The organism is Rhizobium sp. P1_B8, assembly GCF_056406515.1.
Window position 1 is genome coordinate 53,928 of the sequence record NZ_JBFTZZ010000021.1, and the last position, 14,880, is coordinate 68,807.

Sequence of the window (14,880 nt, forward strand, 5' to 3'; positions counted from 1 at the left end):
ACAATTCCCCCCGATCAAGACTTCTGGAACATGGCGAGCATGCGCCGTGTCACCAGGAAGCCGCCGACAATATTGATCGTTGCAATAAGCACCGAAACGGCAGACAGCGTCACCACCAACCAGCTTTCGGAACCGATCTGCAGCAACGCGCCCAAGATGACGATTCCCGAAACGGCATTGGTGACCGCCATCAGCGGCGTATGCAGCGAGTGCGAGACATTCCAGATCACCTGGAAACCAACGAAGCATGACAGCACGAACACAACGAAATGGCTCATAAAGCTTGCAGGCGCAAAAGCCCCGACCAGCAACAAAGCGGCCGTTCCACCAGCGAGAAGAAAGCCTTGGCTTTTCGTCTGCGCCTTGAAGGCGGCGACCTCCTTTGCGCGCTTCTCTGCAGGTGTTAGCTCCTTGGTCTTGTCTTTGGGTTTTTGAGGGGCGATCGCCTTTATCTTTGGCGGCGGCGGTGGGAAGGTTACCTCACCCCGGTAGGAAACCGTCGCGCCACGGATGACGTCATCCTCCATGTCATGGATGATCTGCCCGTTTTTGTGTGGCGTGAGGTCTGAGATCATATGGCGAATATTATTCGAATACAGCGTCGAAGCCTGTGCGGCCATGCGGCTTGGAAAGTCGGTGTAGCCGATGATGATGACACCATTGTCGGAGACGATCCGTTGGTCGACCGCCGTTAGCTCACAGTTTCCGCCGCGCTCGGCAGCCAAATCCACAATCACCGAACCTGGCTTCATCGCCGACACCATGTCCGCAAGCCAGAGCTTCGGTGCATCGCGGCCCGGAATGAGGGCCGTGGCGATGACGATATCAATTTCCGGGGCCAACTCCCGGAACTTTGCCAGTTGTGTCTCTCGGAACTGCGGTGATGAAGGCGCTGCGTAGCCACCGCTTTCGGCGCCATCTTGCTGGTCCTCAAAATCCAGAAAGACAAACTCAGCCCCCATCGATTCGATCTGCTCGGCGACTTCTGGACGCACGTCGAATGCATATGTGATCGCACCAAGCGATGTAGCTGTACCGATTGCGGCTAGTCCTGCGACACCAGCGCCAATGATGAGAACTTTGGCGGGAGGAACCTTGCCTGCGGCGGTTACCTGTCCGGTGAAAAAGCGCCCGAAATTGTTGCCGGCCTCGATTACCGCGCGATACCCTGCGATATTCGCCATGGACGACAATGCGTCCATTTTCTGCGCCCTGGAAATGCGCGGCACCATGTCCATCGCAATGACATTGAGCCCGGTGTGTTTTGCCTTCTCCAGCAAGCTCGCGTTCTGGGCTGGATAGAAAAACGAGATCAGCGTTTTTCCAGCTGCCAGTTTGTCGATCTCGCCGGGTTCCGGCGGCCGAACCTTGATGACGACATCCGATGAAGAATACACGGCTGCCGCGTCTTCGACGACGAAAACCCCAGCGTCGCCATAGGCTTGGTCAGAGAACCCGGCCTGCCGTCCTGCTCCCGTTTCGACGATGCACTCGTATCCGAGCTTCTGCAGCTGTAGGGCGCTTTCTGGCGTCAGCGCCACACGCGCTTCCTGCCCTGCAATTTCCCTTAGTGCTCCAATTTTCATAGAACGCCCCTCCGGCGCGATTGTTACCGCCCGGCTGATCGCCGGCAACGAACGCTGTTACATTGTGGGAAGCAGCTTTGACCTGACCGTTCTCTGCGATTTCCGCTGAGGCCTTGATCGGTACAAAGCAGGTGAAATGGTCCGCGACGAACTTCTCGTGCGATCACACGTCGCCAAGCAGTGGTCAGTCGAATATGAAAACGCCTTTGCCGATTTTCCTTTGCTCGAACAGTTCATAGGCTTCGGCGGCCTGGTCGAGCGAAAATTCATGCGTGAAAAGCGCATCAACGTTGATACCGCGCTCCGCGACAAACTGTGCACACTCGTCCTGAATATTCTTGCTGAATGTCAATGAGCCAACCAACGATTTTTGCTTGGTGATAAGTTCGTTGCATTCAAATTCCATCGCCCCATGAACGCCGACCAGGCAGGTCGTTCCCCATTGGCGCACCACTTTCATTGCCTGTTGGCGCGCAATGGGGTTTGAACTGCATTCGACCGCTTTCTCCACGCCAAGTCCACCGCGGGTGAGATCGCGTATTGCCTCGACCGGATCATCCTTGAGAGGGTTGATTGCGAAATCGGCGCCAAAGTCGCGGGCCATCTGCAGGCGTTCTTCACCGACATCCAAAGCAATGACACGTGCGCCGAAGGCTTTTGCAAACATCGTGCAGCTTAGACCGACAGGGCCTTGACCAAAGACAGAAATCGTTTCGTCAGCGGCGAGATTGATCCGCTTCAGCGCGGCATATGCTGTTCCGCTTCCGCAACCAACAGCCGCTCCCGCCTTGAACGACAGCTCATCCGGCAATTTGATAATCGTATGTGCCGGGACCTTCATAAATTGGGCATGGGCGCCATGACCGTTGCCGCCAAATGCAATCCGATCATGATCGCAGTTTTGCATCCAGCCGGAACGGCAGTTCGTGCAGGTCCGGCAGCCGTCATAGTGGTAGACCATGACCCGGTCGCCAACTTTCGCTTCCGATGATCGAACGGCCGAGCCCACTTCCGCGATGACCCCACATGGCTCATGGCCTTCAATGACGATCTGGTCTTCACGACGTTTTGGCTCGTTAAGGTGATTGAGATCACTTCCACACATGCCCGACGCTTTCATCCGAACAATAACCTCGTCAGGCCCGGGTGTGGGGTCCGCATACTCGCGAAACTCCATCTTCCCCTCGCCGAGAAAAACCAGTCCCTTCATTTTAATGTCCTCCACGACTTAGGCGTTCACAGGCATCACGCGAAAGCGCAGGCCTCGTCGTAATCCGTACCGCTCGTGACAAATCCAAGCGTCGCGCACAATGACCTCAGGCGAGAAAAGCGTCGGAGGCGCACCGCGAGTATAGGCTCAGGTTATAACCCTGCCCGTGCGATTCCCTAATGCCGATTTAGGAGACAACAGCGCAAACAGCTGTGCCACCGGCAGATCGGGACGCATCCAGCTGAAATTGGGTCATAACTTGGCATTATATCCTACCTGCCGGAGGTCTGTCTCCAACCGCCCCGGCATGTTAGGCAATCGTTAACGGGAGGATCCGTGGAGGACGGCTTCAAAGCAGGACTGCCACGCATGCTTCAGTTCATTCAAGACATCCTGCGGGCACCGACAGGGATTTTGACTGCACAGCATGAAGGCTCGGGAAACGCGGAGGCGTACCACGGTCGCCATGGGTCAGGTCGGTGTGAACAGACACAGCAAGTATTCATCAAGGGAGGAACTTATGCACACTCAATCACAGACACGCAGCACCACACTCTTCGGCGCCGCTCGTCCACTGCTTCGCTCATCCGTCATGACCATCGCTACGGTTCTTTGCATCGGCTCAGTCCAGGCAAAGGACCTGACATTTGGGTATGTGCCGGCCAGCCTTGAATATCCCTACAACGTGATGACGGCCAAGGGTTTCGAAGAGGCAGCCGCGGCCGCGGGCGTCAAGACAGTTGTTCTCGATCCACGTGGAAGCGTTGAGAAGCAGGGCAACTCTCTGGATGACCTTATCGCCCAAAAGGTCGATGCCATCGGCTTTCTACCGCTCGACTCCGTCGTGTCCGAATCCTTTGTGGACAAGATCAACGACGCAAAGATCCCGGTGGTCGCTATCGCTCTTCAAGTCGGCGATTCTGCATCACGCAAGGTGACCGAGCCTTACCCCGGCCTTTCGGCACTTGTGGCCACCGACAATTACCAGGCCGGCTATGTGTCGGGAGAGATGGCCGCGAAGCTACTGCCGAAGGACCGTCCGGCAAAGATCGGTATCGTCATGGGCGATCCCGCCTATACGATCGTCAAACTTGACACCGATGGTTTTAAAGCTGCGCTCGATAAAGCCGGTGCGAAATACGACGTCGTCGCCGAGCAGCCGACCAATTGGACGCCAGATGAAGGCGAAGCGGTTTGCCAGAACTTTCTGACAGCCCATCCGGACATCGACCTGATTTTCAGCCACGCCGACGACATGGCGATTGGGTGCGCGCGTGCCATCGAGGCCTCCAGTTCCAAGCCGATCCTGATTGCGACCGGAGGCGGGTCAAAACTGGGCCACGATGCGATCCTAGCCGGCGAAATGTATGGCTCCGTCTGCACTCGTCCTAAGCTTCTCGGTTCGCTGATGTTCAAGGCGATGTATGAGGCGGCAACCAATCCTGACACACCAAAAGCTCGCTTCGTCTCCTACGACATGCCCGCGATCACGAAGGAAACCATCGACGCCTGCCCTGAGCAGTGGTGAAATAGCCTTGTGAAGAAGAGCCAATGGGAGGCTGAGCCGATGCAACACGAAAACCCAATTATGCAACTGCGCGGTGTCGTGAAGGGGTTTCCCAATGGAACAATTGCCCTGCGCGGTGTCGATCTTGAGATCGAGCAGGGAAAAGTTCATGGATTGCTCGGCGCCAACGGCGCCGGCAAGTCCACCCTTATCAAGGTTTTGTCCGGTGCTTACTGGCCAACGCTTGGCGAGATTATCTGGCGTGGAAAGCCTGTCATCTGGGACAATCCCAAAAACGCCAACGACATGGGTGTTGCCACCGTTCACCAGCATATCCCTCTGGTTTCGACGCTGTCGGTTCTTGAAAATGTCTACCTGGGGGAAACAGGTTTTTGGCGGAATTCCGCCTCGATCAGACAACGTTTCGACGAGCTCTGTCGGCGACTGGGCTATTGGGTGAATCCAGATGCACCTGTCAGTTCGCTATCGATAGGCGAGCGTCAGATGGTATCGATCATGAAGGCAGTTGGCACTGGCGCCGACTTGATTGTGATGGACGAACCCACCGCCTCTCTTGCCGCGCAAGAGCGCGAACTCGTCTATGAGACGGTAAGACGGCTGTCGAAGGTTGAAAAAAAGGCCATCCTGTTCGTCTCGCATTTCCTGGATGAAGTGATGGCATTGACGGACCACGTAACCGTCCTTCGTGACGGCGTGGCGGTCATGCGCGCCCATACGTGCGACCTCGATGAGAATAAGATCGCGGAAGCCATTGTCGGAAAACAGATCGTTGCACTTGAGCGCCAAGCGCAAGACCGTCCGGCTTCCGGAACGGTGACAGCAGCGACAAGGCTGCAACTGAAAGATCTGGCCTCGAAGGGAAAACTATCTCCCGTGTCATTTGATCTCCGGCAAGGCGAAGTCATCGGCATCGCCGGCTTGCTGGGCTCTGGTCGCAGCGAATTGCTGCATGCAATCTATGGCTCTGACAAATATGCCACCGGCTCGGTCATTTTCGATGGACAACCGATCGCACGCAACACAGGTGCGGCCGTCCGCGCCGGCATTGGCATGGTTCCCGAGGATCGTATGGCCCAGGGTCTGGTGCCGGATTTCGAGATTTGGCGCAATACCACGCTTCCGGCACTGGGTGGCGTGTCGGTTCTCAATTCTTTGCCTGTTGCCGAACGGGAACGCGAACGCGGTTGGGAGGCAATCCGTCTGTTATCGATCAAGGCAAGCTCGCCTGATATTCTCGTGCGCGACCTTTCCGGCGGCAACGCCCAGAAGGTGACGATTGCCAAGTGGCTTTTCAGCGATGTGAAACTCTTCCTGCTGGATGAACCAACAGCAGGCATCGACATCGGCGCGAAGACTGACATCTTACGGCTCATCCGGCAGCTCGCCAGCCAGGGGAAGTCGGTGATCGTCGTGTCATCTGAGTTTGAAGAGCTGCTTGCGGTTTCCGACCGTATTTTGGTCATGCGCGACGGGGCCTGCGTTGCCGAACGCAACACCTTTGAAACATCCGAGCACGAACTGCTTCTGCTTGCCGGCGGGCAAAGCGCAGCCCCTGCAGGGGCGCACCACCAGCCGGCGTCCCATTAAAAGCGAGACTGATCCAATGACGACCACGACACAGACGAAAATTGAGCCCGCAGCCGCGATCGCCCCAACGGAGCAGGTTGACGGCAAGACAAATTGGCGACGCTTGTTCGGCCTGCGTGAGAGAGGTGTGTACTACGCACTGTTGCTGCTCATTACCGTGCTGACAATTCTGACAACTTACCTTGGCCAGACCAATTACCTCAGCCTGCTCAACCTCTCCAATGTCGTCTACCAGTCATCGCTGATGGCGATCATGGCGGTGGCGATGACCGTGGTCCTGATTAGTGGCAACTTCGATCTTTCTGTCGCTTCTGTCGCAGCTCTTGCTGCCGTTGTCCTAATCGGGAACGCTGATGCCATTGGCTTTGTGCCCGCCGCAGCGCTTGCGCTTGCCGTCGCCATGGGTGTTGGTCTGCTGAATGGTGTGATCGTTCAATATGTCGGGATCAACGCTTTCATCGTTACTCTTGGCACGATGACGGCGGTACGCGGCCTGGTGTTGATCTACACCGACGGCCGCTCATTGTCGGCCAGCAATCCCGACGTGATTGCTGCCATGAGAGCGTTCGAGGGAGGCCGACACGAGGTCTATTGGCTCGTCCTCGTGACCGGCGCATTGCTGCTTGCACTCGGCGCCATTGCGCTCTTCAGAGCCTGGAGCGCTGGCAAGGCCCTGCGGCCCTCCGCGTTCGGGATGGCAATCGGCGGTATCTTGTTCCTATTGATTGCCTACGCATCGGACGGTGAACTGTCCTTGCGCAACCCGGTACTTTACCTTGCAGTCTTTACTGGCATTGTCTGGGTTGTTCTCAGCTTCACCATGGTTGGGCGCCGCCTGTATGCTGTCGGCGGCAATCCGGAGGCTGCCCGCCTTTCGGGTATCAATGTCATGCGCTACAAGCTTCTTGCCTTCGTATTCTGCAGTGGCACTGCCGGATTTGCCGGTGTTCTCTTTGCGAGCCGCCTGCGGTCCATCAATCCGGCAGGTCTGCAAGGCGCCGAACTTACCGTGATCGCTGCGGCCATTCTTGGCGGGACATCGCTGTTCGGCGGCGCAGGCAGTGTTATCAAGACGCTTGCCGGTGCACTTCTGCTCTTTTCGCTGACGAACGGGTTCAACATGCTCAATCTGGGGGCAAACTGGCAGGGTTTGATCGAGGGCATTGTGGTCGTGGTTGCGGCAGCGATCTATACGGTTGGCGACAACAAATCGAAGTCGAAGACGGGCGGCTAGAGAACGACGCTGTCCTTCGCGCATTGCTCCGGTGAGCTCAAACCGGGCGTGCCGAAACCAAGGCAATAATAGAAATGCGAGAGACCATGACCAATATACCGACGATCGATTTTTCCGGCAAAGTAGCGTTCGTCACCGGCGCAGGCAGTGGTATTGGCCGCGCGACGGCGATAGCCTTTGCCAAGGCGGGAGCTTCCGTCACCGCTGTCGATATCAGCGAAAAGGGACTGGCGGACACGGTCGACCTTCTGAAAAGCGTCGGCGCCAAGGTACTGCCGGTCATATGCGACGTGACCAGTGGTGCGAGCGTCAAGGCTGCACTTGATGAGACGCTCAAATCCTTTGGGCGGCTGGATGCTGCGTTCAACAATGCCGGGATCGAGCAACCCGCTCAGCCCCTTGCCGAACTTTCCGAGGAGCTCTTCGACCGTGTTATCGCGGTCAACCTGAAAAGCGTCTTCCTGTGCATGAAATACCAGATCGAGATCATGCTGCGCCAAGGCAGCGGGGCGATCGTCAACACGGCGTCCGGCGCAGGCGTGCTTGCCATCCGCGGCCAGTCCAGCTATTGCGCATCGAAGTTCGGCGTCGTCGCTGTCAGCAAGGTTGCGGCACTCGAATGTGCCGACAAGGGCATCCGCGTGAATGCAATATGCCCGGGGATCATCGACACACCCATGATTGCTCGCTACACCGGCGACACCGAGGCAGGCCGCGCCAATATCATCGCTCAGGAACCGATCGGTCGTATGGGCCGGCCGGAAGAGATCGCGGGAACGGTGCTCTGGCTTTGCTCAGACGCTGGCGGCTTCGTGACGGGGCACGCCATGGTCGTGGACGGGGGCCAAACAGCCGGGATTTGATCCCGCCGTTTAGCCAAGGCATCGGATCAGCTCTGTCGCGTCGGACAGCTGCTCCAATCTCCAGGCGAGGTCTTGCGCCTTCGCCTGGTTCCCATCCGCAACAGGTGTGGCAGCAACAGAGCAGCATTCCCGGAATTTGCCGCAAATATCTTCCCAACTCATCGGATTCTCCGCGTTTCCCGGAACATTGCGGCCTTCCTCGATCCAATAACGACCGTCGGTGGCAACGATTTCGACGCGGCCCGGCGGCAATTCGAGTTTCCAGTCGAGCGCAGAATTCCTCACCAGGCTGATCCTGCGCCCGATATCAAGGACCTGGGGATCGCGCAGGCCGACCTCGGAAAAATCAGACACACTCATCCCGCCTCGCGCAATGGCTACGGATACAAGAAATGGCAGACTGAACTTGGCATCTGCGAGCGTCGCTGGAGCGCGGCGTTCCTCAAGCGGTTGACACATCAGGTCATGGTAGTCGCCGACGTGCAGCCGAATTTCTAAAATGTCGTCAAGTTCCAGATGGTTGTTGGCGACAATATCGATGGCCGCTTTCATGTGGCTATGCGCGGTGCCCACGCAGGGCCAGCGCTTATAGAGTGTGCCGCTTCCGAGGAACTCTTTGCCGAGATCCTGAAGGATGCTCTGCCGATCATAACGGCCGGCAAAATAGGTGTTCATGAAGCCGTATTCGCCCTCAAAGGCCTGATCAATGCCGGAGATGCCCTTCTGCGCCATCATGGCGGCGAGAACTGCACCTTTTGCCGAAAAGCCCGCATACATGCCGCGCAAGTCACTGCCGCGACCGGCAACCATCTCCATGATGCCGCTGGACTGCATTGTGGCAATGCCGATCGCATGCCCGAGGCGCGCCGGGGAAAGTCGCATAACGCGGCCAGCCGATGCCGTGGCTGCAAAGACTGCAAGAACGGTCGAGAGATTCCAATCTTTCTTCCATTCCACATTGCAGCGCAGCCTGGCGAAAATATCCTGTCCGGCCGCGACCGCAGCAATAAGATCACGGCCTGACACGCCACCTTGTCGCTCCGCGACCGCGAAAGCAGCCGGAATAATGGAGCTTGCCGTGTGCTGTCCCCACGGCGTCTGGTCGTCATAATCAAGGCAATGGGCGAGCGCCCCATTTGCTAGCGCTGCCATCATTGCCGGCGCCCTGCCCCCGAAACCCAAGAGTGTACAGTTTGGAGTTCCACCGCTTTCTTTGACGATTTCCACGAGGCCGCGCACCGCTGGTTCCGTCCCGCTTGCTGCGAGAATGACGCCCAGGGTGTCGAGGATAGTTTTTTTAGCCGCCAAACGCGCGGCTTCAGGTAAATCCTCATAGTTTAGCTTGGCCGCGTAATCCGCGAAGTGATGAACAAGGTCGCGTTGATCGGGCACGGCAATTCCTCCGGCAATAAAGACTGATGGGCTTTAGGGGCCAATTGTTTCGAACAGAATGTTTCGCATGTTCCGTGTTGATGGGCATCCGCAAGTTCCGTCGGTGAAGGACCGAAAACGCGTGTGATATAAGTTTGTATTATAGGGGAGATGTGCCGCGTTGCTTTTACTGTTCTCATTTGATCCCCAAGATGAAATCTAGTGGACTTTGAATCGTTCAGGAGGAGGCGACCGTGGGAATTCTAGCTGACAAGACCGTTTTGATCACCGGAGCACTGGGCACAATCGGGACGGCATTGGTGGCGCGCTACGTCGAAGAAGGCGCCAATGTCATCGCTTCGGACCGGCCCGGCGTTGAAAATGTCGACGAAAAGCTCGGCCAGGGCATACGCTATTTGGGCGTGGACTTGAACGATCTGGCAGGCACGGAACGCGCGGTCTCGGAACTGGCGGAGACGCTTGGCGGGATCGATATTTTGGTCAACAACGCCGCCTTCGTCGTCAACAAGCCGCATGAGCAGTTTTCGATCGAAGAATATGAGGAGGAAATTCGCGTCAACTCGTCGGCTGCCTTCGTCTTGTCGCGCGCGTGCAGCGTGCATATGAAACGCAAGAAATACGGCAAGATCGTCAATCTGACGTCGTTGACCCTCACTGGCCACTGGGAGGGATTTGTTCCCTATATTGCGTCCAAGGGCGCGATGTACGGCTTGGTCAAGGGCATGGCAAGGGAACTGGGTCATCACGGCATCAACGTCAACGGCATTTCGCCAGGCGCCGTGGTGTCTGATGCCGAGTGGCGGCACTTTGGTGAGAAGCGCGAGGCTTATCACCAGTGGATCCTCGAGCGGCAGAGCCTTAAACGCCGGATCGAGCCTATTGATATCGCAAACCTGGCGATCTTCCTCTCATCGCCGCAAGCAGACCTTATCAGCGGGCAGAACATCCATTGCGATGGCGGCTGGTGAACCGGAGGCAGGACGTCATGGAAACTGCCGTGAACCATCTTGAACCGGCACTTTTCGCCGATGGTTTCTTGTTCCTCGAGGCGCCGAAATGGCAGCACGATGAACTTTGGGTGTCCGATGTGTTCGACCACAAGGTTTACGCTTTGTCGTCCGTTGGCCAGCGCGTCAAGACGATCGAAGTCGCCAATCGACCTTCCGGGCTCGGGTTTCTGTCAGACGGTAGCCTCATCATTGCCTCGGCAAAGGACCGAAAATTGTTGCGTTTCGACGGATCCTCTTTGGGCGAGTATGCGGATCTTTCCAACCATGCAGCGGCGTGGCTGAATGATTTTGCCGTCGACCCGCAGGATCGTATCTACGTCGGCGATTTCGGATATGATTTCGTGGGAGGTGAGGCGCGAAAGCTGACCAACTTGCACCGGGTCGACGCTGATCGGTCGATTTCGAAAGTAGCATCGGGGCTCGATTTTCCCAACGGTTCGGTCGTGATCAATCAGGGGCGGACCCTGATCGTGGCCGAAACCTGGGAAGCTCGGCTAACCGCGTTTGATATCGACGACAAGGGTCAACTGAGCAACCGGCGGGTGTTTGCCGACTTGCACGGGCGCCAGCCGGACGGAATTTGCGCAGACGCCGAAGGCGCGATCTGGGCAGGAATCTACAATACCGGTGAGTTTATCCGTGTTCTGGACGGGGGAAGGGTGACGCACCGCGTTGCGTTTGACGGCTCCGGCATATCCTGCACGATCGGGGGCCCAGAGGGGCGCACCCTTTTCATGACTGTGTTCGTGGGAACCAATGACGATATCGCTGCTGGCAAGCGCAATAGCGCTGTTTTCACGATCAATCTGGAAATAGGCAATGGGGTTCGGCCCTAATCCGTCTGTTTTGTTAACATATAAGCAAATGTTATAACTGCCGCTGGCTTGATGCGCTGCACGGTTGATCACGAGGTGACGCGTCGATAGCGTCCGCACAACCACGGAAGAATAGGTAAGCCGACATGCAGCCGATTATCGCCTTTCCCGCCCTTGCGGGCATGACATATCCGCAACTCGAGGCGCGCGACCTGATGCGCATTGTGCCGGGCCTTGATGACATTCCCACCCTGCCGGAGGCAGAGCGCGCTGCGGTGCGCGTTCTTATGACAAGCGCGACGCGCGGATGCACCGACGATATCGCCGCTGTCCTGCCAAACCTCGGTTTCGTCATTTCACAAGGCGCAGGAAACGACCGTATCGAGACAAGCGCTCTTGAGCGCCGCGGCGTCAAAGTCCGTTGTGTTGGCGAAGCGCTGACCGACGATGTCGCCGATCTGGCTATTGCTCTCACCCATATGATATCGCGCAGCCTCGTACGGGCCGATGCTTTTGCGCGCAACGGAACTTGGCAGCAAGGGCGCTTCGAGGTTGGCGACAGTCTCGTCGGGATGACAATGGGTATTGCGGGATTGAGCGGACGGATCGGTCAGGCGATCGCCGCTCGCGCTCGGGCGTCGCGCATGAAGATTGCTGGGCTCGATCGGGGCTCGAACGCCGGTCTCGATGCCTCGCTTCACGACGGATGGCGTGCGTTGGCTGCGGCAAGTGACGTGCTTGTGCTGGCCGTACCAGGGACTGCCGATCTTAAGCACGTTATTGGCGCTGAGGAGCTTGCAGCACTAGGCCCAAAAGGTCGCCTGGTTAACGTCGGTCGCGGTAGTCTTGTCGACACGAACGCCCTGATCGCCGCGTTGGAGAACGGCACGATTGCCGGCGCAGCTCTGGACGTCCTTGATACTGAACCCGTCATTCCAGAACGATTGGCGGCGTTGGCCAATGTCGTGCTGACACCGCATATTGGCGGCCAGACATGGGGGCAACGTGCTCGTGGTGCAAAGATTGCCGAGGATGAGGTGATTGCTTTCCTGAAGGCCAAGGACGCTCTGCCGGCCGAGCGGTAAACACGCACGATTTTCTTCGGCGGTACAATCTTAACGAAACTCGGTCGGCACTATTGAAGCGGCGCGGCTCGAATGAGGATCAAGTAGCATGAACGACAAGCAACGATATCCCTATCCCCGTGTCGGCCTCCTGATTGACGGCGAGTGGATCTACGACCGCCCGGCACTTTGCGACGTCGAAAATCCGAGTGATGAAACCATCCTGGGTCAGGTGCCCAAAGCCACGCCGCAAGATCTCCAAAACGCCCTTGAATCGTCTGCGCGCGGCTTTGAGATCTGGCGCAAGACACCGCCGTCTGAACGCGCAGCGCTGATGCGCCGGGCGGCCGCCCTGGTGCGGGAAAGGGCAGCCGAAATTGCCCCGGTCTTTACGCTTGAACTTGGCAAGACGTTGAACGAATCTTTGGCCGAGATCGAGCGGTCCGCAACATTCCTGGACTGGGACGCAGAGGAGTTGCGTCGCATGTACGGCCGTATCGTTCCGACCGATCCGCCGATCCAGCAATATGTCGTGCGCGAGCCGATCGGTCCGGTCGCGGCTTTTACGCCTTGGAATGTCCCGATGAGTGCACCCTCACGCAAGATCAGCGCGTCCTTGGCAGCAGGGTGCTCGATCATTCTGAAGCCTGCAGAAGAAACGCCGGCCACCGCATGCCTGTTTGCACAGTGCTTTTTGGATGCGGGTCTACCAAAAGGCGTCCTCAATGTCGTGTTCGGCGACCCGGACGAGGTCTCCCGCGCGCTCGTTTTGTCGCCCATCACACGCCTGGTCACGCTGACCGGATCGATCAATGTCGGCAAGCATCTGACGCGCCTTGCAGTCGAGACGATGAAACCGGTCTTGATGGAACTGGGCGGGCATGCTCCCGTGCTGATCGATGAGAACGTGGATGTTGACGCGGTCGCCCAGATGGCGATCAATTGGAAATTCAGAATGGCGGGGCAGTTTTGCTCGGCGCCGTCGCGTTTTCTCATTCATCGATCCGGCTATGAAAAATTCGTTGAAAGCCTTGCCACCAAAGCGAGCAAGTTGAAGGTCGGAGACGGATTTATGGAGGGCGTGCAGATGGGACCCCTCGCCAATCGTCGTCGTCTGGCGGCGATGCAGGACCTGGTGGACGATGCCGTGGCTAACGGCTCGAGACTTGCCACAGGGGGGCAGCGTGTCGGCAATCGCGGCTGGTTCTACGCGCCGACCGTGCTGGCCGATGTTCCTCTGGATGCCCGGATCATGAGCGAAGAACCTTTCGGCCCACTTGCGCCTTGCGCACCGGTGGATTCGATGGACGAGGCGCTGACGATCAGCAACAGCCTGAATATGGGGCTGGCAGCCTTTGTGTTTACGAATTCCATGGAACGGGCGGACCATCTGAGCAGGGAACTCCAAGTCGGCTCTGTGGCGCTGAACGTGTTTACCAGCCCAGGTGCAGATGCGCCGTTCGGCGGTGTCCGTGAAAGCGGAATTGGCCGGGAGGGCGGACCGGAAATGTATCACAGCTACACAGTCGCCAAAACCATTGCTGAACGGCGCGTCCGGGTCTAGGCTAAGGTATTGAGGTGCTTACACTCCTCTTAACAGATGAAGAGGAGTAGAGTTCGTTCAATGACAATGGAAATCGATCCGAAAAAGCTGCTTTACTTCGCAGCCGTCATTGAGCATGGCAGCTTGAACCGTGCGGCAAAACTGCTGGGCGTTTCACAGCCGGCTTTAACCACATCGATGGATCGTCTCGAGGCTGAGGTCGGGGTTCAACTGCTCGAGCGCAGTCCAAAGGGAATCGTCGCCACGCGCAGTGGCGACATCCTGTATTGCCATGCGAGGCTCATTCGCGAAGAAATTCAGCTGGCAGAACGTGATCTCTTGAATGCCAGTGATAGCCGCAGCGAGTCGATCCGGATCGGAAGCCTGCCAAGCCTGGCAAGCAAGATCGTGCCCATGGCCCTGAGCAAGTGGCGTGAAACGCACAATGATGGTCACCTGGAGATCGTCGAGAATGCGCAAGTCGACCTGTTGACGGGCCTGTTGCGTCGCGATTTCGACTTCGTTATCGGCTTCACCAAGGTTTTTGACATGTTGGATGGACTGCGCCAACGGGTGTTGTTCCGTGACACTCTGTGCGTAATCGCAGGTCCCAACCATCCGCTACGTTCACGGGAGACCCTCACCTGGAAAGACCTTGTTGCCTATCCCTGGATCAGCCCGACATCCCGGCGCACGCACACGGTTTTGGAGCACATCATGCAGACGATGGATGCACCCTTGCCGCAGATCACGGTTTGCGGATCGGTGTCGCTGCTGAAATCTCTGGTAGCAGAAACTGAACACCTTGCGCTCTTACCCGCTCATGCCGTCAGCGAAGAAGTCGCCGAGCAACGTCTTTTTGCACTGCCTTTTTATGATCCAACGCTCAACCGCGACATCGCCGTGTTCTTTCGCGAGGGATATGTGATGGATCAGCCGCGCCGTGACTTGGTGACGTGCGTTACCGAAATTGGTCTTGAGCTCTGCCGCGATAAAAATGGCGACCAGCACGCGTAAGCGCCCGAGCCATCGCAGAGATCATTCATCC

Annotated in this window: 12 protein-coding genes; 9 read left to right on the top strand and 3 right to left on the bottom strand. The window is 57.4% G+C overall.

Translation table 11 applies throughout. The annotated features are described in order from the left end of the window. Positions 1 to 14: 14 nt before the first annotated feature. Together AC1D2N_RS23665 and AC1D2N_RS23670 are read right to left on the bottom strand one after the other, a co-directional pair. A complete protein-coding gene (locus AC1D2N_RS23665; protein ID WP_018517149.1) occupies positions 15 to 1,586 on the bottom strand; it encodes a Re/Si-specific NAD(P)(+) transhydrogenase subunit alpha in 1,572 nt (523 codons plus the stop codon). Between the two features lie 184 nt (positions 1,587 to 1,770). Further along, positions 1,771 to 2,796, bottom strand: coding sequence for a zinc-dependent alcohol dehydrogenase family protein (locus AC1D2N_RS23670; protein ID WP_026242383.1), 1,026 nt, complete (start codon positions 2,794 to 2,796; stop codon positions 1,771 to 1,773). Between the two features lie 592 nt (positions 2,797 to 3,388). Between AC1D2N_RS23670 and AC1D2N_RS23675 the strand changes: the two genes are divergently transcribed. The 4 genes from AC1D2N_RS23675 (at position 3,389) to AC1D2N_RS23690 (ending at position 8,008) form a co-directional block, all read left to right on the top strand. Beyond that, on the top strand, positions 3,389 to 4,324 hold the full coding sequence (locus tag AC1D2N_RS23675; RefSeq protein ID WP_032990343.1) for a sugar ABC transporter substrate-binding protein: 936 nt from the start codon (positions 3,389 to 3,391) through the stop codon (positions 4,322 to 4,324). Between the two features lie 39 nt (positions 4,325 to 4,363). Next, entirely contained in the window at positions 4,364 to 5,911 is a 1,548-nt protein-coding gene (locus AC1D2N_RS23680) for a sugar ABC transporter ATP-binding protein (RefSeq protein ID WP_032990342.1), read from the top strand. Beyond that, entirely contained in the window at positions 5,853 to 7,145 is a 1,293-nt protein-coding gene (locus AC1D2N_RS23685) for an ABC transporter permease (RefSeq protein ID WP_245275437.1), read from the top strand. Before AC1D2N_RS23680 ends, AC1D2N_RS23685 begins: the two co-directional genes overlap by 59 nt. Before the next feature lie 86 nt (positions 7,146 to 7,231). Next, a complete protein-coding gene (locus tag AC1D2N_RS23690) occupies positions 7,232 to 8,008 on the top strand; it encodes a glucose 1-dehydrogenase (protein WP_018517143.1) in 777 nt (258 codons plus the stop codon). A gap of 9 nt (positions 8,009 to 8,017) precedes the next feature. Here the strand turns inward: AC1D2N_RS23690 and AC1D2N_RS23695 are convergent, their stop codons facing one another. Beyond that, on the bottom strand, positions 8,018 to 9,400 hold the full coding sequence (locus AC1D2N_RS23695) for an MmgE/PrpD family protein (protein ID WP_026242381.1): 1,383 nt from the start codon (positions 9,398 to 9,400) through the stop codon (positions 8,018 to 8,020). Positions 9,401 to 9,633: 233 nt separating this feature from the next. Here AC1D2N_RS23695 and AC1D2N_RS23700 point away from each other — a divergent pair, with 233 nt between their 5' ends. The 5 genes from AC1D2N_RS23700 to AC1D2N_RS23720 all read left to right on the top strand — a co-directional run bounded on the left by AC1D2N_RS23700 (position 9,634) and on the right by AC1D2N_RS23720 (position 14,849). After that, positions 9,634 to 10,368, top strand: coding sequence for an SDR family oxidoreductase (locus AC1D2N_RS23700; RefSeq protein WP_018517141.1), 735 nt, complete (start codon positions 9,634 to 9,636; stop codon positions 10,366 to 10,368). Between the two features lie 17 nt (positions 10,369 to 10,385). Then, positions 10,386 to 11,246 (top strand): SMP-30/gluconolactonase/LRE family protein, encoded by an 861-nt coding sequence (locus AC1D2N_RS23705; protein ID WP_018517140.1) that lies wholly within the window; start codon positions 10,386 to 10,388, stop codon positions 11,244 to 11,246. A 125-nt stretch (positions 11,247 to 11,371) separates the two neighbouring features. Then, positions 11,372 to 12,310 carry an NAD(P)-dependent oxidoreductase gene (locus tag AC1D2N_RS23710; RefSeq protein ID WP_018517139.1) on the top strand — a complete coding sequence of 313 codons (939 nt, stop codon included), beginning with the start codon at positions 11,372 to 11,374 and terminating at the stop codon, positions 12,308 to 12,310. An 88-nt stretch (positions 12,311 to 12,398) separates the two neighbouring features. Continuing rightward, entirely contained in the window at positions 12,399 to 13,853 is a 1,455-nt protein-coding gene (locus tag AC1D2N_RS23715; RefSeq protein ID WP_477982122.1) for an NAD-dependent succinate-semialdehyde dehydrogenase, read from the top strand. 60 nt (positions 13,854 to 13,913) lie between these two features. Then, entirely contained in the window at positions 13,914 to 14,849 is a 936-nt protein-coding gene (locus AC1D2N_RS23720) for a LysR family transcriptional regulator (RefSeq protein WP_032990333.1), read from the top strand. Positions 14,850 to 14,880: the final 31 nt, after the last annotated feature.